Source organism: Streptomyces sp. NBC_01474 (assembly GCF_035918215.1).
Taxonomy (GTDB): Bacteria; Actinomycetota; Actinomycetes; order Streptomycetales; family Streptomycetaceae; genus Streptomyces; species Streptomyces aureus.
On record NZ_CP109449.1, the window covers coordinates 10125709 to 10147623 of the forward strand.

The 21915-nt window shown below is 67.6% G+C and carries 17 protein-coding genes and 6 pseudogenes; 16 read left to right on the forward strand and 7 right to left on the reverse strand.

Going from position 1 to position 21915, the window contains the following annotated elements:
* Positions 1-54 precede the first annotated feature (54 nt).
* The 5 genes from OG758_RS46485 to OG758_RS46505 are packed head-to-tail and all read left to right on the forward strand — an operon-like array spanning position 55 to position 6261.
* Complete coding sequence (locus OG758_RS46485) at positions 55-1824, forward strand: PucR family transcriptional regulator (RefSeq protein ID WP_326715443.1); 1770 nt, start codon at positions 55-57, stop codon at positions 1822-1824.
* Positions 1825-1852: 28 nt separating this feature from the next.
* Positions 1853-3172: an MFS transporter gene (locus OG758_RS46490; protein ID WP_326715444.1), complete on the forward strand. Its 1320-nt coding sequence runs from the start codon at positions 1853-1855 to the stop codon at positions 3170-3172.
* Positions 3169-4563 carry an amidohydrolase gene (locus tag OG758_RS46495; protein ID WP_326715445.1) on the forward strand — a complete coding sequence of 465 codons (1395 nt, stop codon included), beginning with the start codon at positions 3169-3171 and terminating at the stop codon, positions 4561-4563. The genes OG758_RS46490 and OG758_RS46495 overlap by 4 nt, the downstream gene beginning before the upstream one ends.
* Positions 4560-5333 carry an SDR family NAD(P)-dependent oxidoreductase gene (locus tag OG758_RS46500; protein WP_326715446.1) on the forward strand — a complete coding sequence of 258 codons (774 nt, stop codon included), beginning with the start codon at positions 4560-4562 and terminating at the stop codon, positions 5331-5333. The genes OG758_RS46495 and OG758_RS46500 overlap by 4 nt, the downstream gene beginning before the upstream one ends.
* Before the next feature lie 16 nt (positions 5334-5349).
* Positions 5350-6261 carry a polysaccharide deacetylase family protein gene (locus OG758_RS46505; protein WP_326715447.1) on the forward strand — a complete coding sequence of 304 codons (912 nt, stop codon included), beginning with the start codon at positions 5350-5352 and terminating at the stop codon, positions 6259-6261.
* 89 nt (positions 6262-6350) lie between these two features.
* On the opposite strand, the gene OG758_RS46510 is transcribed toward OG758_RS46505, so the two are convergent.
* Positions 6351-6842, reverse strand: a complete 492-nt coding sequence (locus OG758_RS46510; protein ID WP_326715448.1) for a hypothetical protein — start codon at positions 6840-6842, stop codon at positions 6351-6353.
* Between the two features lie 579 nt (positions 6843-7421).
* The gene (locus tag OG758_RS46515; protein ID WP_326715449.1) at positions 7422-7781 is read right to left on the reverse strand and encodes a hypothetical protein; all 360 of its coding nucleotides are present in this window, start codon (positions 7779-7781) and stop codon (positions 7422-7424) included.
* 552 nt (positions 7782-8333) lie between these two features.
* Between OG758_RS46515 and OG758_RS46520 the strand changes: the two genes are divergently transcribed.
* From OG758_RS46520 to OG758_RS46540, 6 genes and pseudogenes are all read left to right on the forward strand, one after another.
* Positions 8334-9059: an IclR family transcriptional regulator gene (locus OG758_RS46520; protein ID WP_326715450.1), complete on the forward strand. Its 726-nt coding sequence runs from the start codon at positions 8334-8336 to the stop codon at positions 9057-9059.
* On the forward strand, positions 9056-10093 hold the full coding sequence (gene hisC, locus OG758_RS46525; protein WP_326715451.1) for a histidinol-phosphate transaminase: 1038 nt from the start codon (positions 9056-9058) through the stop codon (positions 10091-10093). The genes OG758_RS46520 and hisC overlap by 4 nt, the downstream gene beginning before the upstream one ends.
* A 133-nt stretch (positions 10094-10226) precedes the next feature.
* Positions 10227-11696, forward strand: coding sequence for a purine-cytosine permease family protein (locus tag OG758_RS46530; RefSeq protein WP_326715452.1), 1470 nt, complete (start codon positions 10227-10229; stop codon positions 11694-11696).
* A 276-nt stretch (positions 11697-11972) separates the two neighbouring features.
* Positions 11973-12086: pseudogene (locus tag OG758_RS49265) on the forward strand (IS630 family transposase); the annotation flags it as partial.
* A 185-nt stretch (positions 12087-12271) separates the two neighbouring features.
* Positions 12272-12600, forward strand: a pseudogene (locus tag OG758_RS46535) (universal stress protein); the annotation flags it as partial.
* Between the two features lie 667 nt (positions 12601-13267).
* Positions 13268-14047: pseudogene (locus OG758_RS46540) on the forward strand (COG4705 family protein); the annotation flags it as partial.
* Positions 14048-14230: 183 nt separating this feature from the next.
* Here the strand turns inward: OG758_RS46540 and OG758_RS46545 are convergent.
* Positions 14231-15535 (reverse strand): HAMP domain-containing sensor histidine kinase, encoded by a 1305-nt coding sequence (locus OG758_RS46545; protein ID WP_326715453.1) that lies wholly within the window; start codon positions 15533-15535, stop codon positions 14231-14233.
* A gap of 77 nt (positions 15536-15612) precedes the next feature.
* Positions 15613-16290 carry a response regulator transcription factor gene (locus OG758_RS46550; protein ID WP_326715454.1) on the reverse strand — a complete coding sequence of 226 codons (678 nt, stop codon included), beginning with the start codon at positions 16288-16290 and terminating at the stop codon, positions 15613-15615.
* Between the two features lie 715 nt (positions 16291-17005).
* Between OG758_RS46550 and OG758_RS46555 the strand changes: the two genes are divergently transcribed.
* Positions 17006-17818, forward strand: a complete 813-nt coding sequence (locus tag OG758_RS46555) for a universal stress protein (protein ID WP_326715455.1) — start codon at positions 17006-17008, stop codon at positions 17816-17818.
* Between the two features lie 135 nt (positions 17819-17953).
* On the opposite strand, the pseudogene OG758_RS46560 reads toward OG758_RS46555, so the two are convergent.
* Positions 17954-18106, reverse strand: a pseudogene (locus OG758_RS46560) (helix-turn-helix domain-containing protein); the annotation flags it as partial.
* Between the two features lie 236 nt (positions 18107-18342).
* Positions 18343-18561, reverse strand: a pseudogene (locus OG758_RS49340) (formylglycine-generating enzyme family protein); the annotation flags it as partial.
* A gap of 260 nt (positions 18562-18821) precedes the next feature.
* Between OG758_RS49340 and OG758_RS46570 the strand changes: the two are divergent.
* The 4 genes and pseudogenes from OG758_RS46570 to OG758_RS46585 form a co-directional block, all read left to right on the forward strand.
* Complete coding sequence (locus tag OG758_RS46570; RefSeq protein WP_326715456.1) at positions 18822-19385, forward strand: fasciclin domain-containing protein; 564 nt, start codon at positions 18822-18824, stop codon at positions 19383-19385.
* A gap of 14 nt (positions 19386-19399) precedes the next feature.
* Positions 19400-19675, forward strand: a complete 276-nt coding sequence (locus OG758_RS46575; RefSeq protein WP_326715457.1) for a hypothetical protein — start codon at positions 19400-19402, stop codon at positions 19673-19675.
* Between the two features lie 75 nt (positions 19676-19750).
* Complete coding sequence (locus OG758_RS46580) at positions 19751-20080, forward strand: hypothetical protein (protein ID WP_326715458.1); 330 nt, start codon at positions 19751-19753, stop codon at positions 20078-20080.
* Positions 20081-20137: 57 nt separating this feature from the next.
* Positions 20138-20332 (forward strand): annotated as a pseudogene (locus tag OG758_RS46585) (pentapeptide repeat-containing protein); the annotation flags it as partial.
* A 78-nt stretch (positions 20333-20410) separates the two neighbouring features.
* Here OG758_RS46585 and OG758_RS46590 read toward each other — a convergent pair.
* Positions 20411-21328, reverse strand: coding sequence for an NADP-dependent oxidoreductase (locus OG758_RS46590; RefSeq protein ID WP_326715459.1), 918 nt, complete (start codon positions 21326-21328; stop codon positions 20411-20413).
* Positions 21329-21915 lie beyond the last annotated feature (587 nt).

The following is a 21915-nucleotide window of genomic DNA, read 5'->3' on the forward strand; positions in this document are numbered from 1 at the left end:
CGCCGCGGCATGCGATGGTTTGTGCGACCCCCCAAGTTTTGGAGCTGATCGGCCGTGTCTGACCACAACCCGGAGAACTCCGGCGCTGCCGGGCAGACGGGTGCCGACGCCCCTGTGACCCTGGCCACCGTGGTGGACTGCCTGGGCCCCGGAACCGTCGCCATGTGGGCCGCCCCGCACGGTCTGGGAGTACCCGTCCGCACCCTGGCCGTGCACGAGAGCCCGGCTGGTCCGGGCCACAGCGGACCGGACAGGCCCGGGGGACTGCTGCTGGGCATCGGGACCGGCGGCGACGCGCGGGAACTGATCCGCGCGGCGGCCGGGAGCGGCGCGAGCGCGGTGATCGTCAAAAACGGCGGGGACGGTACGGGGCTCCGCGACGCGGGCGCTCTCGGTAGGGAGCACGGGGTGGCAGTCCTGGCCCTGGCGGCCGACCAGGACTGGACCGACCTGATCGGACGGCTGCGCGCCCTGCTGGCCGTACGCATGGGCCCCGGGACCGGGCGGGCCGCGATGTTCGGCCGCCGGCACGACCTGGTGAGCCTCGCCAACTCCCTCTCCCGGCTCGTCAACGGCTCGGTGATGATCTTCACGCCCGGTCAGGAACTGCTCGCCGCCTCCCGCCTGGGCCCCGGGGACGACGAGATGCGCCGGGCCGCCGTGCTCGACCAGCACGGCCCGGTCGGGTACCGGGCCCGGCTGGTCGAACTCGGTGTGTACCGGCGTCTCTGGTCCGGCTCCGAGGTGGTCGACGTGGCGGCCGTGCCCGAGATGGGCGCGGGACGCAGGATCGCGGCGGCGGTGCGCGCAGGGACGGAGAACCTCGGCTCGATCTGGGTGGCCGAGGGTGCCGAACCGTTGGCCGGGAACGCCACTGTGCTGCTCGCGGAAGCCGCGACGGTCGCTGTCGGTGTGCTGCTCGGCCTCGACCAGGAAGAGGTGGCCCGGCGCCGGCTGGACGAGGAACTGTTCGGCCGGGCCCTGCTCGGGGACGTCGACCCGCGCCTGGCCGCGTCCCATCTGGCCGTCGAACCCGGCACGCCGGTCTCCGTGATGATCGCGGACCTGTCCTCGCATGACGCCCGTCTCGGTGCCGCCGACCTGTACCGGGCCCGCGAGGAGGCGCTGCGCCATCTCGCCGGCTACCGGTGGCGCGCGCTGGCCACCACCGGGCCCTCCCGGGTCGTCCTCGCCCTGGTGGGTCCGGCCGACCGGGATGGGATGCGGCGGGCAGCGGACGGGGTCGGCGCCGCCGTCGCGGAGGCCGTCGGGGCCCCGCCGCGTATCGGGATCGGCCCCTGCGTGCCCCACCTGGGGGAGCTGCCCGCCAGCCGGATGGAGGCGGAGCTGGTGGTACGGGCCCTGGCCAGGCGGGGCGAGGTCCGCAGCGCCTGCCTGGAGGACGTACGCGGCACGGCCAACCTGCTGCTGCTGGGCGAGGCCGTCACCGCCGACCGGCGGCTCCAGGATGGTCCCGTGCACCGGCTGCGCGCGCACGATCAGCGGCGCGGCACCGCGTACACCGAGACCCTGGCGGCGTACCTGGACGCCTTCGGGGACACCGCGGCGGCCTCGCGGGAGCTGAACGTCCACACCAACACCTTGCGTTACCGGTTGGGTCGTATCCGTGAGCTGACCGGGCTCGATCTGGGCGATCCTTACGAGCGGTTGAACGCCGCCGTACAGCTCTTCGCCCTCGGACCGGACGTACTTGTTGTCGAGCACGAGAAAATCCCGAAAACCTCTTCGCCTCCCACAAACCGTGGGGGTACGCCGGGTTTGCACACTACTGACCACCACCCGGTGACCGGTACCGGGTTGTGAACGACCGGAATCTGCGTGGAGGTGGAAGATGACAGAGGGCAAGAGCTCCAGGGCACGCTCAGCCAAGCGAGTGGCCGTGGCCGCCGTCGCCGTGCTTTTCATGACCTGGCTGATCGATTACATCGACCGGCTGGTGATTACGCTTGCCCTGCCTGACATCGGTGACGAGTTCGGCCTCGGCACCACGATGCAGGGCCTGATCCTCACCGCCTTCTTCATCACCTACGCGCTGATGCAGATCCCCGGAGGCATCCTCGCCGACACCAAGGGGGCCCGCCGCACCATGCTGCTGGCCGCCGGCGGCTGGACGATCTTTACCGCCACCAGCGGACTGGCCGTGGGCCTGACGTCGATGATCGCGATCCGGGCCGTCTTCGGCATCTTCCAGGGCATGTACCCGGCGGCATCCATCAAGGCGCTGAGCGAGCGAACCACCCCAAAGCAGCGGCTGACCGCCAACGGCATCATGTCCGCGTCCAACCCTCTGGGCTCCGCGATCGCCCCCATCGTCGCCGCGCCGCTCATCGTCGCCTTCGGCTGGCGCGGGGCGTTCTGGGCGGTGTCCATCCTCGGCCTGATGATCGTGTTCGTGCTGTGGAAGGGGATGCCCAAGCCGCTGACGACCGAGGAGCTGGCCGCCGCGTCCGGGAAGAAGACCGTCCCGGAGCCGGTCGCCCAGGTGTCGCTGCGGCAGGCGATGGGACTGCTCAAGTCCTCGATGATGTGGCGCTTCACCCTGATGTTCTGCGGATTCAACATCATCGGCTGGGGCCTGGTCTCCTGGGTGCCGTCCTACCTGCGCGAGAACAAGCACGTCTCGCTCACCGGCGTCGGCCTGATGTCCGGTGTCCCGTGGGTCGCCGCGGCGATCAGCATGATGGTCGGCGGCTACCTCTTCGACCGCTTCTTCCAGGGCAACCACCGTCGCGTGGTCATCCCCGTCATGCTGGTCACGGCCGGTCTGCTCGTGATGATGGTGCGCGCCGGGTCGGCCACCGAATTCATCGCGTGGGAGACCTGCGGGACCCTCGTGATGTACCTCGCCTACATGCAGATCTTCGGTCTGCCGCTGCGCATGCTGCCGCCCGAGTACGCGGGTGTCGGCGGCGGCATGGTGAACTTCGGCGGCCAACTGGCCGGGGCCATCTCCCCGTTCGTGATGGGCTTCCTCGCCGAGCACTTCTCCTACGGTGTGGCCTTCTCCTTCCTCGGTGTCGGCTGCGTCCTGGCAATCGTCGGCGCGCTGGTCACCCCGCAGACCCCGGAGGCGTTCCGGGCCGGCCTCGGCCGCCACCTGGACCTGTCGGAGAAGAAGTCCGCCCCGGCCGTCGCGGTGAGTGCTGCGTGACTGCCTCCGTACCCGGCCCCGTACCGGCCGCGCAGCTCAAGGAGCGGGCGCGCGCGGCGATCGAGGCCTGCCGGGAGCGACTGCTGGACCTCAGCGAGGACCTGCAGCGCCACCCGGAGACCGGTTTCCGTGAGCACCGGGCCGCCGCGACGGTGGCCGGGTGGTTCACGGAGCTGGGGCTCCCCTTCGAGAGCGGCCTCTCCCTCACCGGGGTGAAGGCGCGCATGCCGGGGCGCACACCGGGGCCCACCGTCGCCGTGCTCGGCGAACTGGACGCCCTGGTACTGCCCCGGCACCCGCTCGCCGACCCGGAAACCGGTGCCGCCCACGCCTGCGGCCACCACGCCCAGGTGGCGTCGATGATCGGCGCGGCGGTCGGCCTGGCCGCCGTCCGGCAGCACCTGGACGGGGACGTGGCATTCCTCGCCGTACCGGCCGAGGAGAGCGTGGAGCTGGAATGGCGACGCGAGCAGGTACGGGCCGGTGAGCTGAAGCACCTGGTCGGCAAAGCCGACCTGCTCGCCCGGGGCGCCTTCGACGATGTGGACATGGCGATGCTCTGCCACACGTCGGGGCAGCCCGCCCGCCTCAGCGTCGGGGACAGCCACAACGGCTCGGTGGTGAAGCGGATCGCCTTCACCGGCCGGGCCAGCCACGCCGGTTCATCCCCCTGGCACGGAGTGAACGCCCTGAAGGCGGCGACGCTGGCGATCAGCGCCATCGACGCCCAGCGCGACACCTTCCGCGACGAGGACGCGGTACGCGTCAACGCCGTACTGCCGCACGGGGGTGACGCGCCCACCGCAGTACCGGACCGCGCCGAACTCGAAGTCGTGATCCGGGCGCGCACGCTGGACGCCCTGCGCGGCGCCTGTGCGGCTGTCGACCGTGCCGCATGGGCGGGTGCGATGGCACTGGGCGCCAGGGCAACCACCGAAACCACCCTGAACTACCTTCCGCACCACCAGGACCCGGCCCTGGTGGAGGTGGCCCGGACCAACGGGACCGCGCTCTTCGGCCCGGGCGCCGTGGCCCCCGGCAGGCACCTGGGCGCCTCCACCGACATGGGCGACCTCGGCGCGGTGATGCCGGTGCTGCACCCCTTCACCGCGGGCGCCACCGGAGACGCGCACAGCGTCGACTACGCGGTCACCGACCACGTCCTCGCCGCACTGGAACCGGCCGTGCTGATGGCCTGGTGCGTCATCGACCTGCTGGCCGACGGCGCCGCCCAGGCGCACGACGTCCTCGCACGGCGCGCACGGCGTATGGCACCACCGGACGAGCGGCCCGCCGCCGACCGGTACAGCGACTTGCGGGCCGGATTCGACGGCCTGACCCATTACGACGGAACCCACGACACGGTGCGTGGGACAGAAGGAGAACTGTGAGCACCCCCGAGCGGAAACAGCCGAGGATCGCGCTCGTCACCGGAGCGGCCGGAGGCATCGGGGCGGCCATCGCGAGGCGGCTGAGCAAGGAAGGCGTCAAGGTGGTCCTCGCGGATCTCCGCGCCGACCACCTCACCGCCCTCGTCGCCGAGAACTCCGGGCCGTTCGCCGCGCTGGAGGTCGACCTCACCGACCGCGCCTCGCTGCCCGACTTCGTCGACCGCGCCTGGGAGGTGTTCGGCGGCCTGGACACCCTGATCAACGCCGCAGGCCTCTACCCGAGCGCCCCGCTCCTGGAGATGCGCGACGACCAGTGGGACCAGGTCATGGACGTCAACCTGTCCGCAGTCTTCTCCCTGTCGCGGGCCTTCGCGCGGCGTGTGGTCGACGCCGGTACGGGCGGCCACATCGTCAACATCAGCTCGGGCGCCTCCGCCCGGGCCCGCCGGGGCGCCGCCCACTACTGCACGTCCAAGGCTGGTCTGGACATGCTCACCAAGGCGTTCGCCCTGGAACTGGCGGAGCACCGTATCCACGTCAACGCGGTCTCGCCGGGTTTCATCGAGGTCGACAGCGAGGTGAACCCGCTCGGCGTGGACTACGTCCGCTCGATCCGCGGCGGACAGCCCTGGCCCCGCGCGGGTGTCCCCGAGGACATCGCGGGCGCGGTCGCCTACCTGTGCGGTCCGGACGCCGAGTGGATCACCGGAGCGTCGCTGTCCGTGGACGGCGGCGCGGGCACCGGCAACGCCGCGCTGCCACTGAGCTGAACGGAGGAGAGCAACGATGACGACTCCGACTACTCCGCCGAGCCGTAACGCCGTTACCGATCAGGTGGATTCGTCGACGTCGCGGCGCGGATACGTCTGCGTCACCTTCGACTTCGACGCCCTCTCCTCCTGGATGGCCCGGGGCATGCTGACCGCGACCCCGCGCTCCCGAGGGGAGTTCGCGGCCGTCGCCGTACCCCGGCTGCTGCACATCCTGGAGACCCGGGGCATCACCGCGACCTGGTTCGTTCCGGGGCACACCGCCCTCACGTACCCCGAGCTCACGCGCGAACTCATCGAGCGGGGCCACGAGGTGGCGGTGCACGGGCACGCCCACGAGAACGTCGCCGCACTGGAGCCGGCCGAGGAACGCGCCGTGCTCCAGCGGTCATTGGACGCCCTGAAGGAGGTTACCGGCACCCTCCCGCGCGGCTTCCGGGCCCCGGCCTGGGACCTGTCCGACGCCTCGGCCGACCTGCTCGTCGAGCACGGGCTGGCCTACGACAGCAGCCTGATGGGCCACGACTACGCCCCCTACCCCTGCCGCACGCCGGACTCCCTGGACGATTCAGGGGTCCGCTGGGGCGAACCCGCCGGTCTGCTGGAGATCCCGGTCGCCTGGAGCCTGGACGACTTCCCGTACCTGGAGTTCCTGCGGACCCCGTCCGGCCTCATGCCCGGGCTGCGCGACCCGGCCGAGATGTTCGCCAACTGGACGGCGGACCTGGACTACATGGTGCGGGACTTCGAGGATGGTGTCCTGACCGTCACCATGCACCCCGAGGTGATCGGCCGTGGCCACCGCCTCCTCGCCCTAGAGCACTGGCTCGACGAAGTCGCCTCGCGGGGCGTCGAGTTCGTCACCTGCGAGCAGATCGCGGACCTGGTCTCCTCGGGAGCGGAGCTGGGACAGTACCGGCCCGTCTGACCCGTCGAGCGGACAGGCAGAGCGGTACGGAAGACACGACAGGCTCCCGGGCACACGCCCGGGAGCCTGTCGTGTCGTTGGCGCGGTGGTTACCTGCGGCGCCCGGTCACCCGACCGACCCCCGTGATGAAGTCGGCAGCGTCGGTGTTGGAGCCGTGGCCCTGGTCCCAGTACACCAGCGAGTTCACGTCGTCACCGAGACCGTGGAGGCTCCCGGCGACGTTGCCGACGACGGTCAGCGCGTTGTCGGAGTCCTTGGTACCCACGCGTATCCACCAGTGCTTCGCGCGGCCGGGGTTGTGGCGCGCGACGTAGTACATCAGGTTCAGCAGCGCGTGGATGTCACTGTTCACGCGCGTGCCGGTGAGTCCGGTGCTGTCGTTGCGCTGCCCGTACTCGGTGAAGTGGCGGGCCTCTGTCGTACCGGTGCAGAACTCGTTGTTCTCACCGGCGGACAGGTCGAACGGGTCGAAGGTCGCAGCGGTCTTCTTCCGCGCGCCCACCTTGGTGAGGTGGTCCGCCCAGGTGAAGGTCGCCCGGTCGTTCTTCCACGTGAGGAAGGCGTTGGCAGCCAGGTACACCGAACGGTCCGTTTCCGAGAGGTCCTTGAGATGGGGGTGGTGGTCGCGGCCGGCCGGATATAGGTCTCCAGCAGGTACTGGTCGCAGTTACGCGCGTTGAGCGGGGCGAAGCAATATCCCGGTGCAGGACTGCGGCGAACCTCTCGTAGAGATCGCCTCGGTCCCGATGATTGTGCTGGACCCCCGGGCGCGGGACGAGGCAGAGGCATACGGCCGGGCCCGGATCGGCGTGCTTGAGTGTTTGTGCTCGGCATCGGAGATGCTTCCCGACGGCGTCAGGTCTCGCGCCGCTGTTCGGCTGCTCGCCGGCGACGGCGTGCCGGGGCATCCAGGGGCTGCGCCCGCTCTTGGCCATCGACCGGCTCGCAGGTCCCGCACGGTCAACACCGTGCGAGCCCCACGAACACGAGGCCCATGTCAGGTACCACCAGGATCCGCATACCGACGTCGACGTCGTACGAGGCGAGCGGCAGTGTCAGCGTCAGCCCCCAGGACAAGGACGAAAGCGACGAGATGCCGGGCTAGGATCCAGCCGGACCGCCCCTGCAGCCGCGCTGTAGAGGCCTGCGGAGTGCCGGATTATGCCGGGCCTGCGAGGGTCTGGAGCAGCGTGCCGGCGGCGATGCGCACCTCGGCCGCTCCGGGCACAGCCCCGGCACCTTCTCCATGGCCAGAACGTTGACCGCAGGCTGAAGAACTCACGGCGCCGACGGTGGACACTCCCAACATGTCGGCGACACTGACCAGTCCGACCCCGATGGTGCCGGCCGTCGGCCAGGAGCTTCCGATGTTCATCCCGATCAGGCCGCAGATGACGGCTGTTGCCGCGTAGTACCAGTTCGGGGTGAGCACCTGGATGCCGTAGTAGACCAGCTTCGGGATTGTGCCTGACAGATTCCACACGCCGATAAGCGTCCCGACGGCGGGCAGGATGAACATCGCCACTCGTGATGGAGGACAGGGCCGCCCTGTCCGGCCTTCTGTACCGCCGTCCAGCTGTGCCCGTTCTTCATCGCCACCAGGGCCGCCGTCATCGCGCAGAGGATCAGCGCGACCTGGATGGGGCCGTCCAGCGCGTCGAGGTCGAACAGTGCCAGGGGGGCCCGCGATCAGGATGGCGAGCCCGGCCAGGGGGAGGATCGTGTCCGTCAGGGACGGCTCGCGCACGGGACGTTGTTGTTGATCGGTCCGGTCCTCGGCCATGACTGTTCACCCCCCCACGCCGAGAAGTAATACGACGAAAGTCAATGCACAATACGAACATATTGGTACTTCTTGCCTGGCGGTGCGCTCGCGTTGGCATCGTCGCCTCGGTCGAGCCGGGTGTCGGTCGCGGCAGTCCATGTGCCACGGCGCTGCTTGCGCCCTTGCTCCTGCGGGCTCGCCCTGGCGAGCCCGCACTCCTCCGTGCGTTGACGCCGATGCGCCTGTCGCTCTAAGGTCCCGCTATTCATATAAGCGATCTCAATTCGTATATACGAACGGAGTGTTGTGGCGAGTACATCGGTCACCCGAGCCCTGCGGATTCTGACCCTGGTCGCGCATGCAGATAGACCGGTCACGCTGAAACAGATCGCCGAAGACCTCGAGATCCCCAAGAGCACGGCCCACGGCATCCTGCGCGACCTCACACAGGAGCGATTCATCGACGCGTGCGAACCCGTGGGTTACACCGTCGGCCTGAAGGCATTCGAGGTCGGAGCCGCGCACCTGCGCATCGCCGGAGTCAGCGGAGTCATCTCCTCCGAACTGGTCGACCTGAGCCGCACGTTGGACCTCACAGCGCACTACGCGGTCCTGGACGGCACCGAGGCCGTGTACCTCTACAAACAGGACCCGGTTAACGCAGGTATACAACTGGCCAGTTCCGTGGGTGCGCGCCTGCCCTCCCACCTGACCGCGGTGGGCAAGTGCTGTCTTGCCTGGCTCCGTTCCGAAGACGTGCCGGAGCACGTGCACACCACGAGGGCCGAAGACCTGGGCCGCCTGCGAGAAGAGTTGCTACGGGTCAGGGAACACGGTCACGCCACTGACGACGGACAGGTCGCCTCCGGCGTGCAGTGCATCGCTGCTCCGGTCTTCGATCCGGCGGGCCTCAGGGGCGCTGTCGGAATCAGTTTTCTCAAGGGAGGCTTCCCCGACTTGAACACCGCAACAGAGGCCGTGCGGGAATCCGCGGCTCGCCTGACCGCCAAACTGGGCGGAGTGCAGCGGTGATCCGCCCCAGGCCCTGGCTGGACCGGATCACCCCCTACCGGCCCGGCCGCCAGGCACTGACCGCAGCAGGATCGATGGCCTCCAATGAGTCGCCTATCGGGGCCAGCCCCAGGGTGGCCGCGGCGGTGGCGAAGGCGATGACCGGAGCCCATCACTATCCGGACCCGCTGGCGACGGACCTGCGGCAGCGGCTGGCCGAGTTGCACGAAGTCAGCGTCGAGCACATTCTCGTCGGCAATGGATCCGACGAGTTGATCTTCCTATTGGCCTGGGCCTACCTGGCTCACGGGGGACAGGTCGTGTGCGCCGACCCGGCCTACCGCGTGGACGAGATCAGCAGCCAGGTCGTCGACGCGCGTCTCACCAAGATCCCCCTGCGGAACTGGACCCACGACCTGCAGGCCATGGCCGATGTGGCGGCTGACATCGCCTACGTGGTCAACCCGCACAATCCCACCGGAACAACGCTGGGACGGCAAGAGATCGAATCGTTCGTCGCGCGCGCGCAGAGCCGCCTCGTCGTGATAGACGAGGCATATATCGACTTCACCGACGACCCGGCCGCCACAAGCGCCATCCCGCTCGCCCGCCAGGGCAAGGCGGCTGTGCTGCGCACCTTCTCCAAGGTCTACGGTCTGGCCGGCCTGCGTATCGGCTACCTCGTGGCGGACCCCGCGATCATCCACACGCTGCGCACGGTCCGCGCCCCGTTCTCCGTTGGCGGCCTGGCCCAGGCCGCTGCTCTCGCTGCCCTGGAGGACCACACGCATTACCAGGCCGTCCGACGGCACACGGTGCAGCACCGTGCTGCGCTGACAGGCCTGTTCACATCCGCCGGCTACGACGTCGTACCCTCTCAGGCCAATTTCGTCCTCGTCCGGACCGAGGACGAGGACCACCTCGTCGCACGACTCGCCGAGCACGGCGTCTCGGTCCGGCCGGGCAGCGCCCTCGGCGCCCCCGGCACCGTCCGGATCAGTGTGCCCTCACGCCCCGGCATGGCCCTGGTTGAGCAAGCTCTCGCCACAGCCTGACGGCTGGGGACCAAAGGCATAACTCGTCGCACGTCTCCCGCCCAAGATCCCCGTCGCGCAGCGCCCCCTGGCCGCGCACGACGAGGTCAAGCATGCCCCGGTCCGGAAATTACTCTCTCCTGCTAGGAGTCCCGTGGAACACCTCGATCCACCTGCCAGACCCACCACGCGTCTGGAGACCCGCACCATCGAAGTCGTACCCGACGAGGAACGGCACGGCACGCCACGTAGCCAGTTCACCCTGTGGTTCGGCGCCAACATGCAGATCACGGCCATCGTCAACGGCTCGCTGGCCGTCGTGTTCGGAGCCGATCCCCTGTGGGCGGTCATCGGGCTGCTCGCCGGCAACCTTCTCGGCGGTGCCGTCATGGCACTGCATTCGGCGCAGGGGCCGCGGCTGGGGCTGCCTCAGATGATCTCCAGCCGAGCTCAGTTCGGCGTGCTCGGCGCTGTCCTGCCGCTGTGCCTGGTCATCGTGATGTACCTCGGGTTCGCGGCCACCGGCACCGTGTTGGCCGGGCAGGCCGTGGACGGGATCCTGCACACCGGCACGCCATGGGTCGGTGTCGTTGTCTTCGGTGTGCTCACCACGGTCGTCGCCCTGCTGGGCTACCGCCACATCCACGTCCTCGGCCGTGCCGCAACCGTGCTGGGAATCATCGGCTTCCTGTATCTGGCGGTGCGCCTCATCGCCACACAGGACGTCGCCACCCTGTTCGGCGCCAAACCGTTCGACGGCGCCACTTTCCTGCTGGCCATCTCGCTGGGAGCGGGCTGGCAGCTCACCTACGGCCCTTACGTGGCCGACTACTCCCGCTACCTGCCCCGCACGACATCGGCCCGCACCACGTTCCACTGCACCCTGTGGGGCAGTGTGCTCGGTTCCCAGTGGTCCATGACGCTGGGCGTCGTCGTCGCAGCTCTTCCCGCGGCAACAGGGCAGGGTTTCCTCGACAACCAGGTCGGCTACCTCGGAGACCTCAGCGGCGGCGGGGTGATCGCTCTGCTGATCTACCTGGTGATCGTCGTTGGGAAACTCACCGTCAACTGCCTGAACGCCTACGGCGGTTTCATGTCGGCGCTCACCACCGTGTCCGCCTTCACCCGGGAACGGCAAGTCTCCCAGCGGGCCCGCATCACCTACATCGTCGCGTTCATCACCGTTTCACTCCTGGTCGCCCTACTGGCCAGTGACGACTTCCTCACCAACTTCAAGAACTTCGTCCTGACCATCCTGATGGTGTTCACGCCCTGGAGCGCCATCAACCTCGTCGACTACTACCTGGTCTCACGCGAACGCGTCGACATCCCGGCACTGTACGACCCCTCGGGCCGGTACGGGCGCTGGAACGTCATCGCCCTCGGCTGCTACCTCGCCGGCGTGGCGGCCCAGATACCTTTCCTCGCCCAGACGCTCTACACCGGGCCGGTCACCAAAGCACTGGGCGGGGCCGACATCTCCTGGATCATCGGCCTGCTGTTCACAGGCGCCGCCTACTACGCCCTGACCCGTCACCGCTCCAACGCCCCCGAGCACATGCTCGACGCGAGTGAAGCGATCAGCGACCACCAGGGGGAAGAGAAGCACACCAGCCCCTCCTGAACATCACTGCTGCGCCGCGGCACCGTAGGACGCGCCGCGGCGCAGCACCTCACGAGACACGACCTCCCTCGTGGCGAGCCCTGAGGGAAGGGCAACTCTGCACCGGTGTTCCTCAGCCGGCCGCGGAACCCGGGTAGCTGTTTGGTCGACCTGGCGCAGCGGCCGGTCCGGCCGCCGGGGGTGGAGGTCCCTGCCTTCGGTCAGTCCGTGTCCACCGGCCGACTGCTCCGCCGTGCATGACGGCGCGGCATCGGACTGATGCCCCTCATCAAGAGGTGGCTGTTGGCCCACCCCAGATTCCACTTGCACTTCACATCAACCGGTTCATCCTGAGTCAACCTCGTCGAGCAGTGGTCCGCCGAACTGACCGACAAGCAGATATGGCAGGGTTCGACGAAACCAAGGCCATCGGGGCCGCCGGTGTCTTGCCAAACCCCCAGAGGCCACCCCGCAGATCGGGTCTGTCGCTGGACCTGACGCGCGGCAAGCCGTCCGCCGAACGCCTACGCCGTCCACCACCTCACCGAGGAGGAGGTCGTCGTCTGCGACGTGCTGGCGGCCTGCGCCGGGCACGGTACAGCAACCCGGACGGCACGGTCTACGCCGAAGAGACCGTCGAGCGGCTGGCCCGGATGACGACCGCCGCATCCGACTTCCGGATTTTCTGGGACGACACTGAGGTCCTGGCACACCACCGCGAGCGGTACCCCGGCGTAACCGTGAGGCCCCGCCTGGTCCGCGGGCGCACCCGCCCGGCACTGATCGAAGCGAGCGCGGTGCCCAGCTGATGGTGGTCGGGGCACGGGGACACGGCGGGTATACCAGCCTGCTGCTGGGATCGGTCAGCCAGGCTGCCCTCCATCACGCCCACTGTCCGGTCACCGTGGTGCGCTCCGGCCCCTGACCAGGAACACACCGGCGTCCTGGGCGGCAGGCCGCGGCCAGACCGACCGAGACATCCAGGACCAGCACCGCCAGCACGTGGTTCCCTGCGATCCGGCGGGACCGCCGTGGGCATCGTCAGCTAATGCGGGCGGGTATCGCTTCGCCAGATCGCGGACTTGGCGCCCTCACACCTTCTCGAAGACCATGCGGAAGACGGTGAAGCGGCCCTCAACCAGGAACCTGAGAGCGCTGTTCTCTGCTCCCTGATGATGTCGGACACCGCTTCTTCGCCGATGAGTTCCGCTCCGCGTGCACGATTGGCCTCTGCCCTTTCCAACCAGCTGCGGACTGTGGCGACGCCGTCGCCAGGGTCCCTGCGCGCCTCCACGATGCCGAACAACCCGCGGCTGGCTTCGTTCAGTTCGTCCTGGGTCGGAAGGCAACACTCGGGGTACACCTTTCGCGACGCGTGAAGGCCCTCGCGTACAGACCATTCAGCGAGCTCTCAGCGGGGCTATGGAAGAGTTGTTTCGCGTCACTCGAGGTCGGCGAGATGAATCGTCGGACACTAGCCAGTCCCGTTTCATGCCCCTTCGACATCAGCGTTCTCAGGCTGTGCGCATCGGTGCGTGAGCCGGATCAGATCCGTGCGTGCGGAAACGGAACATTTGGAGACAGGTGAAATCATGACTGTCACCGCATCCCGGCCCCCTAAAGTGGCAGGCTCGGCCAAGTATGTGCTGCGGAAGCTCCCACTGGTTACAGCGTTGTTCTGGGCGCTGAAGATCGTCGCTGTGACTCTCGGAGAGACCGGCAGTGATGAATTTGCGATCGAACTCAAATTTGGATACGTCGCCTGCGCGATCGTGTTCTTCGCCTTCTTCGTGATCATCGTGGGTGTCCAGTTGCGGGCCAAGCGTTTCTATCCGGGAATTTTCTGGACGGTAATCTTCAGCACCAGCATCGTTGGTACCGCAATCTCGGACCTCATGGACCGCGGGGTCGGCCATTCCGGGACTGTGACCAGAAACGGGATCGGCTACGGAGCTGGCGCCGTCATCCTGACCAGCCTCCTGGCCATCATCTTCCTGGTGTGGTGGCGTACCGGGCAGACCTACGACGTGGAGAAGATCGCCACGCGTAAGGGCGAGGTTCTGTACTGGGCTGCGATTCTCGTGTCCAACACCCTCGGCACCGCCAGCGGCGACTGGCTGTCCCACGGCACTGGCCTGGGATTCCGCAATGCCTTCTTCGCCATCGCCGGAGTCATGCTGCTCTTGCTCGCCGCTCACTACTTGACCAGCATCAACACGATGGTGCTGTTCTGGCTGGCGTTCATCCTGACCCGCCCACTGAGCGCGGCCGCTGGTGATTCGATCACCAAGCCTGTCAGTGAGGGGGGACTCGGACTGGGCACGCTGTGGGGTTCGGTGGTGCTGGTGGGCGTGCTGGCTGCATTGGTTGCCTATCAGACGTGGCACATCCGCCGTCACCCGCTCGACATGCTGCCGGCTCCGACCCACAGGATCACTGGGCAACCACAGCAGCCCAACGGGCTGGTGGTCCTGGCCCACGGCCCGCATCCCGACCAGATCGTCGAAGTTGAAAGGAGGCACCTCGTTGATGCTGCTCCGTCGGACGGCGCCGATTCAGAGGCGTGTGAGGGGGAGGCGGACGACGAGGCGGGCGCCGGGGGCGTTGTCCTCGACGTGGACGGTGCCGCGGTGGACGGTGATGATGTCGCGGACGATAGCCAGTCCCAGTCCGCTGCCGCCGGTGTCTCTGGCGCGTGCGTCGTCCAGGCGTGTGAAGCGGTCGAAAACCCGCTGTCGGTCGGGTCCGGGGATGCCGAGTCCGTCGTCGGAGACGACAAGCTGCGCGGTGCCGTCGCAGGCGCCGAGGTTCACGTCGATCCGTAGGGTGGCGTACCGGATGGCGTTGTCCAACAGGTTCCTCACCACGCGGGTGAGGGCGTCAACATCGCCGTCCACACGTGCGGCACTGACTGTGTGCTGATCAATGGTGAGATTCGTGCGCTGACGGGCACGTTGGACTTCAGCGAAGACGATCTCGTCCAAATCCACGGGCCGTCTGCGGAATCGTGGGTGGGCGTCGAGGCGGGCCAGGCGCACCAGGTCGTCGACGAGGCGGGAGAGCCGTTCACTGTCCTCCACGAGTACCGGGCCCAGGCAACGCCAGTCCGCGGAGTCGGGGTGCCGGGCAGCGACCTCCAGTTGTGTGCGCAGGCTGCTCAGGGGGCTGCGCAGCTCATGGCTCGCGTCCGCGATGAACTGGCGCTGCTTTTGCGTGGAGGCCTCCAATCGGGCGAGCAAATCGTTGAGCGTGGTGGCGAGCCGGCCCAGCGCGTCGGCTGATGGGGGCACATCGAGACGACGGCTGAGGTCGGAGACGGTAATCTCGGCGGTTTGGGCGCGCAGCATCTCCACGGGCCGCAAAGCGCGCCCTGTGAGCAGCCATGCGACGCTGGTGAGCGCGGTAACGGCCATCGGCACGCCAATGGCCAGACCCCTGGTGAGCTTGGCGAGGCTGTTGTCGACGTCCTCGGTGAGCACAGCGGCGTACACGGTCATCGGGGCACTTGGGGTACCGGCGCGGATGGCCACAGCACGCCAGATTCCGTTCTCACTATGGGGAGGGTGCTGCACGCTGCGGGCATGCGGTTCATCCGAGGCGGATGGGGCGAAGGTGAAGACTCTCCGATTGCCTTCGAGATTCGGTGAGCTGGACCGTACCGTGCCTTTGCTGTCGACGACTTGGGCGGCGATGTCACGATCGCCGGGTGAGGGCAGTCTGGCATGGAGGTTTCCGGAGTTGACGATCTCCGCGACGGCTTGGGCCCGCTGCCAGGCGGTCTGGTCGAGTCCGCTGATGAGGCTGGTGCGGAGCCAGGCGACCAGCACCACGGCGGCACCCGCCAGTGCCACCGTGGTCACGAATGCTGCCGCCGCGGTGAGCCGCAGTCGCAGTGATCGGCGGCCCCACCAGGCCCAGGAACGGGCGGGCCATCGTGTCACTGGCCCGTGCCGCGCAGCCGGTAGCCGGCCCCGCGGATGGTGTCGATCGACTGGCGGTCGAAGGGCACGTCGATCTTGCGCCGCAAATAGCCGACGTAGACCTCGACGATGTTGGTGTCGCCGTCATAGTTCTCGTCCCAAACGTGGGTGAGGATGTCGGTCTTGCTGACCGCCTCGTCGCGGTGACGGAGCAGGAATTCCAGCAGTGCGAACTCCCGAGCTGTCAGAGCGATCTCCCGTCCCGCGCGGTGACACCGTCGGGATGCAGGGTCCAAGGTGAGGTCGTCGGCTGTGAGCACAGCGGGCCTGGCCGGTGCCCCCCGGCGCAGCAGGGCCCGGAGATGGGCGACGAGCACCACATAGGAGAACGGCTTCGCCAGGTAGTCGTCGGCTCCTAGGTCGAGGGCGTCCGCCTCGTCGTACTCGCCGTCCTTGGCTGTGAGCATCAGTACCGGGGTCCACACGCCGGCTTTCCGCAGCCGCTTGAGGACCTCGTATCCAGACAGTCCTGGCAGCATGATGTCCAGCACGATGACGTCGTGCGGCTCGTTGACAGCACGCCAGAGCCCGTCTACACCGTCGTAGGCGATGTTGGTGACGAAGCCCTCGGTGGCAAGGCCGTGTGCGAGTCCTGCGGCAAGCCCGCGTTCGTCCTCGACCACTAGCACCCGCATGATTGCCTTTCCGACCCTCTTTGCCCCACTCATTACAGCAGGAACTGGCCGGTCAGCCGGGCATTGTTTTGCCTGAAAAATGGACACAACGGGCCTTGATCCGGTCAATGCCCGCTCCTACGAATCGACGCACGCACCGCTCTGGTACTTCACTATCGGCTACGTCGTCCTCGGGGCCGGATCCGGACTGGTGACCGGCCCCGTCACCACACCGCAATGTGAGGCATGCCGACCGACCAAGCAGGCATGGCCGGGGCACTGGCCTCAACCAGCCGCCAGTTCGGTGCGGCCGTCGGCGTCGCCGTGACCGGGTCGATCATTACCGCCGGATCCGGGGCTGGGTTCGTCACCTCAGCCCACTCCGCCTGGGTCGTCATCGCCAGCTGCGGTGCCCTCGTAGTACTGGCCGGACGCGCTTCGACAAGCCGGTGGGCAGTGCAGGCGCGCAACTCAATGGCGACAGACTCACCGGGCCCGTGCCGCAGCAGGCAGAGCTTGCCGACGTCTGAATGCCAGGTCGCAACCCCGATTGTTGGCTGCGCGTCTTCGGGAGGCGCTCGAGGTCGCCCGATTATGAGCCGTGGGCTCTCGGTGTGGGGATGTGGCCGGGCTCGGATGGGGACCATCGTGCGGTTCGTGGGGGCGCGCAAGAATTGCAGCGACATGCTGATGGGGTGACGCTGAGAATCCACAGCTTGAAGTGGAGCAACCGGCTATGGGCAGTCTGGTCGTTGTCGGGGTGGATGGCTCGTCAATGAGTTTCACCGCCGTGGAAGCAGCCGCCACAGCAGCAGCACGGCGCGGTGCGGCGTTGCGTGTGGTGCATGCTGAGGTTCCGATCAAGCCGAGGCTCATGGTGCCGGACCCGGCTTCCAGGACGCTGGTCCACGAAGCGGCGGCCCATGCCCTCGTTGTGGCGCCTGAGGTCGTGGTGACCAGGGCCGTGGTGACGGGTGATGTGGTGCATGTGCTGGAGGCCGAGTCGCAGGCTGCGGACCTGATCGTTGTCGGCTCCAGAGGTATGGGGCGCATCACGGGCCTGCTGCTGGGATCCACACCGGTGTCCTTGGCCGCCCGCAGCCATTGCCCGGTGATGACGGTCCGCGAAAAACACCGGACATCCGCTGACGCAGGGCCTGTGGTACTGGGAGTCGACGGCTCGCCAGACAGCGATGAGGCCGTCAACGTCGCCTTCGCCGAAGCCGCGCAGCGCCGGGCTGACCTCCTGGCTGTTCACGCATGGCAGCCGGACAAGGCCTCGCCCGGTACAGCCCCTGAGTCTGCAGAGCTATTGCTGGCTCAGGCGATTGCCGGCCGCACGGAGGCTTATCCGGACATCACCGTTAGACGCGACCTGGTGGGTGGCAAAGCGCATGAGGTCCTGCTCGAGGCGAGCAAGGCGGCTCAGCTGCTGATTGTCGGCGCCCGTGGGCGCAGCGGCATTGCCGGTCTGCTCTTGGGGTCGGTGAGCCAGGCCGTGATGGCCCACGCACACTGCCCCGTCGTCACCGTTCGCAGGACGACGTGAGCAGCCCAAAATCTGACTCTCTGCAGTGAACGGTTCCGGATTCGGTAGAGACTCCGAACTGTCCCGAGTTAGGTGGAGTCGACTCGGCCTCCAATTCGGCGATGCGCTTGCGGGCCGCAGCGAGTCGGACAGGTCGGTGCTGTTCGTGCCGGTCAACTGTCCCGTATCGATGAGGTGTTGGCGACGCCAGACATAGATCGTCTGGTCGCTGCTGCCGAGGAGCTGGGCAACCTCGGCGATCTTCCTTCCGGATGCGCCGAGATCGAGGACCTTGCGGCGGAACTCGGGCGGATAGCTGCGGGGGCATGACGGCCTCCGAAGGCTGCTGGATCGTCAATTGTCCATCAACCCGACTCCGTTAGAACCGGGGCATATCACTCGATCGGTTGAGAGGATCGAGTCATGGCACGTCCCTAAGAATGTGAGGTGGTCCGGGAGGACCGGGTATGGCTGATGGCACGTTGCCCTCGAGGGCTCGGAAGGAATGGCCGCCCGGTCCTCTGGGACGCTCCGACCTCTGATTGGCGGAAGCCCTGGCAGCTGGTGCTGCTGTCCGGGGTGCTGGAGCTGCGGGCGGCCACCCGGTAACGGCGGCAACAGGAGGCGTGACACAGGTACGAGCCGCCGCGAATCATCCGGGTGGTGCCGAGCGAGGGGCCGGTGGGGTTCTCGAAGGCGTAATAGTTCGGGGCGTACGAGTCGGCGCACTACTCCCAGACTTTGCCGCAGGCGTTGTACAGGCCGTGGCGGCCCATTCGGCGAGCCCGGGTAGGCCGAGGTCCAGCAGGGCGGGACGTTCACCGCGTCCGGGCTTCGAGATGCGGTCACCGGCACCCGCCGGATATGCTCGCGGGGTGGCTGGGTGATAGCCCGGGTGATTATGGCCCAAGGCCGTGAGGCAGCAGCTGCCCCACCCCGCCCGCGGAAACGAAGACTTCCGCAGTCCAAACCTCTGCAGTGCTCACGCCTCCACGGGAGGAAGGTTGCGATGAGGTTTATCCGCATGCGTACAGCAAAGGCCACCGAGGCAGCTCTGGTCGCCATCCCGCTCGCGCTTGGAGGTCTGGCGTCGCCGAGCCACGCACAGGATGCGCCGCCCAGCCCGTCTGGGACGTTCGGTCCCGGCTGTTCGGCGCTCTCCCAGACGGCCAACACGGCCAGGGACAAGGTCGTAGAGGCTGCGGCCGCATATCCACAGCTCAGCCAGCTGGTCTCAGCCACGGTCAGAGCAAAGCTGGGCGTCACCCTCGACGGAAAACCCGACGTCACTATCTTCGCTCCCAACGACCAGGCCTTCCAAAAGGTGACCGTGTCGCAGGTTGGCGCGCTCCTCAGCAATCAGGGGCAGCTGAAGAAGGTGCTGACCTACCACGTCGTGGACAAGCAGATCACCCCGAACGAACTCTCCAAGGGCTCCTTCACGACGGTGGAAGGCAGCAAACTGACCACGTCGGGCTCAGGTACCGACTTCAAGGTCAACGGCAAGGCGAACATCGTCTGCGGCAACATCAAGGCCGCGAACGCCACCATCTACGTCATTGACTCAGTTCTCCAGCCCCCGTCCTGACTCGTGACAGCCTGATGCAGGCCGAAGCCGACGAGGAACACATGCACCGCCGCGTCCTGGCGTTCTCCTCCGTCGTCGTCGACCCGCTCGACACCATGGCCGCCGCCACCGTCGGAACGATGATCCGCGACGGCTACGGCAGCCCCGACACCTGCCACGCCCTGTACTGCGCCCTGCCCCGCGCGGAGTTCACCGGCATGTCGATCCTGCTCACCGAGGACGAACACCGATATCCGCCCGGCGTCGTCACCGTCGACATCAACTCGCCTGGCATGCTCGGCTTCCACTGACCGTAGAGCCCAGTGGTGTCGTCGTGGCCTCTCGTAGTCGAGCGGAGGAGAGACCCTCGCTGGCGTACCTCGTCGGTGAGGATCACGCCGAAGGTCCCCCGAGTCGGATTCCCGGCCCGGCGCTCGCCGCACTCAACGACACCCGACCCGCCTTCGACCACACCTCGGCCGCCGCACGCCGACCTCTCCGACCCGGAGGCGGCCGCGGAAGAGTACGCCTACGGCTACCGCAGCCGGGCCCCCATTGACGTACTGGCCGACCTGGTCGCCGACCTCGATGAACTGCAGCCCATGTTCGCCCGGCCCCAGTCCGCTGCCACTCACACCCGGATGTGCCACATCGCCGGGCAGATGGCCGGTGTCACGGTCCTCGACCTCGATCTGCGTGCAGCCACCTGGTTGTAGGCCGGGCGACACTGCGTGAGACCAGGGCACTCCCGTGGCCACGAAGAACTTCGCACCAACCCCACCGAGGACCGGTTCACCGGCGAGCGCTTCGACAAGGCGCTGAACGCCACCCTCAACTCAGTGGTGTTCCGCTCCTCCGGCCAGGAATTGACCACGACCGGCGCCTACATCGAGATGGCGTCCCGTGTGACCGAGCCCGTCCTTCTGGGCCTGGCGCTCCTGGCCGTCCGCAACCGGGTCAAACACTGACGCGCTGGAGGCCGCTCCTGTTTGGCCTCGATGGCGCCGAGGGTGACGGCCACGTCGTCGGACTGTGGCCATCACTGCCTACGGGCGTACGCGGATGACTGTCTTCCCTCTGCGTCGCGTGGTCGGGTTAAGGGCACCAACGGCATCATCCAAGCTCGCGATGTCACCGATGTTGGTCCGCAACCGTCCGTCCCGCACCCGCTGCACGATCTCACCCAGTTCGGCACGATCGGCCTCGACAACGAAGTCCACCGCCAGACCGTCAGCGGGTCGCGCCTCGACCGGGCCGACGATGGACACCAGCGTTCCTCCAGCCTTGATCAGGGCAGCGGACCGCTTCTGAACGTCGCCACCGATGACATCGAAGACCAGATCGACGGCGCCGACATCTTTCAGCGCGTCATTCTCGAGGTCGACGAACTCATACACGCCGAAGTCGAGTGCCTTCTCACGGTCGGCGGCGCGTCCGGTGCCGATGACGTAAGCGCCGGCCTCACGTGCGAGCTGGGTCACCATCGTCCCGACTGCCCCGGCCGCGCCATGGACGAGGACGGTCTGGCCAGACTGAAGGCGGCCGTGCTGGAACAGCCCCTGCCACGCGGTCAGACCTGAGATAGGCAGGGACGCGCCTACCGTGAAGTCGACGTCGCCGGGCAGCGGTGCGAGGTTGCGTGCTTCGATCGCCACGTACTCCGCCAGCGTGCCGTCACGGTGCCAGTCGGCGAGGCCGAACACCCGCTGCCCGACCGACAGTCCCGTCGTGCCGTAGCCGAGGGCGGTGACCACTCCGGCCAGCTCGTGGCCGGGGATCGACGGTGTCTTGTCACGGCCGGCACGATCGGTCCAGGTCGATGGCCACTCCATCTCAGTCGGGACGAAGCCCGATGCATGAATCTGAACGATGACGTCGTTGATCGATGCGCGCGGCTCAGGCCGCTCCGTCAGCGTCATCCCGGCCGTTCCCGCGGCCTGGTCGGTTACCACAATGGCTTTCATTGAGATGGTCCTCTTCCTCGTATGTGTTGTGGGTTTTGGTTTCCGGGTGGGTGTTTAGACGAAGGTGAACAGCTGGTCGGCGTCGAGTCCAGCTCCGACACCCCGCGCCCCCGGCAGCACGGTCAACAGGGAATCGAGCACCGCCCGCTCTCCGGTACTCAGCAGCACGTAGAGGCTGTCCCACAGTCGATGGTTCGCCGCCTCCCGCACCGACGCGACCAGCCGGGCCGAAGGCGGTCTTCGAGGCGTCGGTGGGGTGACTGCGCGAGGGTCGGGTGCCCCCCAGTGGCACGAAAGCCCCCTCACGTCGAACGACCGTACGGGGAGGGCGAACCCGTCAATTCTTGCAAGTCAGTGCCGGGGACGGTGGTCCGCCGATCGGGGTGAGCCGGGCGGCCGCCAGCGAGTTCGAGCACCATGCGGGTGCTCAGACCCTCTGCGCGTCCAGCCAGGTGATCCCCGCTCTGACCAGCTGATCAGCAACTCCCGAGCAACGGGGGGAACCTCAGACCTTGGGCAGACCGGGTTACGCGTCCTGGATCTCGGTGGCCTCACTGAGGAGTTCAGCGAGATGGTCCTCGTCAGGC

Coding starts and splice junctions, on each gene's coding strand:
- OG758_RS46575 (WP_326715457.1), top strand. CDS start 19,400: ATGCAGGCCGAAGCCGACGAGGAACACATGCACCGCCGCGTCCTGGCG.
- OG758_RS46555 (WP_326715455.1), top strand. CDS start 17,006: ATGGGCAGTCTGGTCGTTGTCGGGGTGGATGGCTCGTCAATGAGTTTC.
- OG758_RS46515 (WP_326715449.1), bottom strand. CDS start 7,781: ATGTTCATCCTGCCCGCCGTCGGGACGCTTATCGGCGTGTGGAATCTG.
- OG758_RS46550 (WP_326715454.1), bottom strand. CDS start 16,290: ATGCGGGTGCTAGTGGTCGAGGACGAACGCGGGCTTGCCGCAGGACTC.
- OG758_RS46570 (WP_326715456.1), top strand. CDS start 18,822: ATGCGTACAGCAAAGGCCACCGAGGCAGCTCTGGTCGCCATCCCGCTC.
- OG758_RS46490 (WP_326715444.1), top strand. CDS start 1,853: ATGACAGAGGGCAAGAGCTCCAGGGCACGCTCAGCCAAGCGAGTGGCC.
- OG758_RS46505 (WP_326715447.1), top strand. CDS start 5,350: ATGACGACTCCGACTACTCCGCCGAGCCGTAACGCCGTTACCGATCAG.
- OG758_RS46590 (WP_326715459.1), bottom strand. CDS start 21,328: ATGAAAGCCATTGTGGTAACCGACCAGGCCGCGGGAACGGCCGGGATG.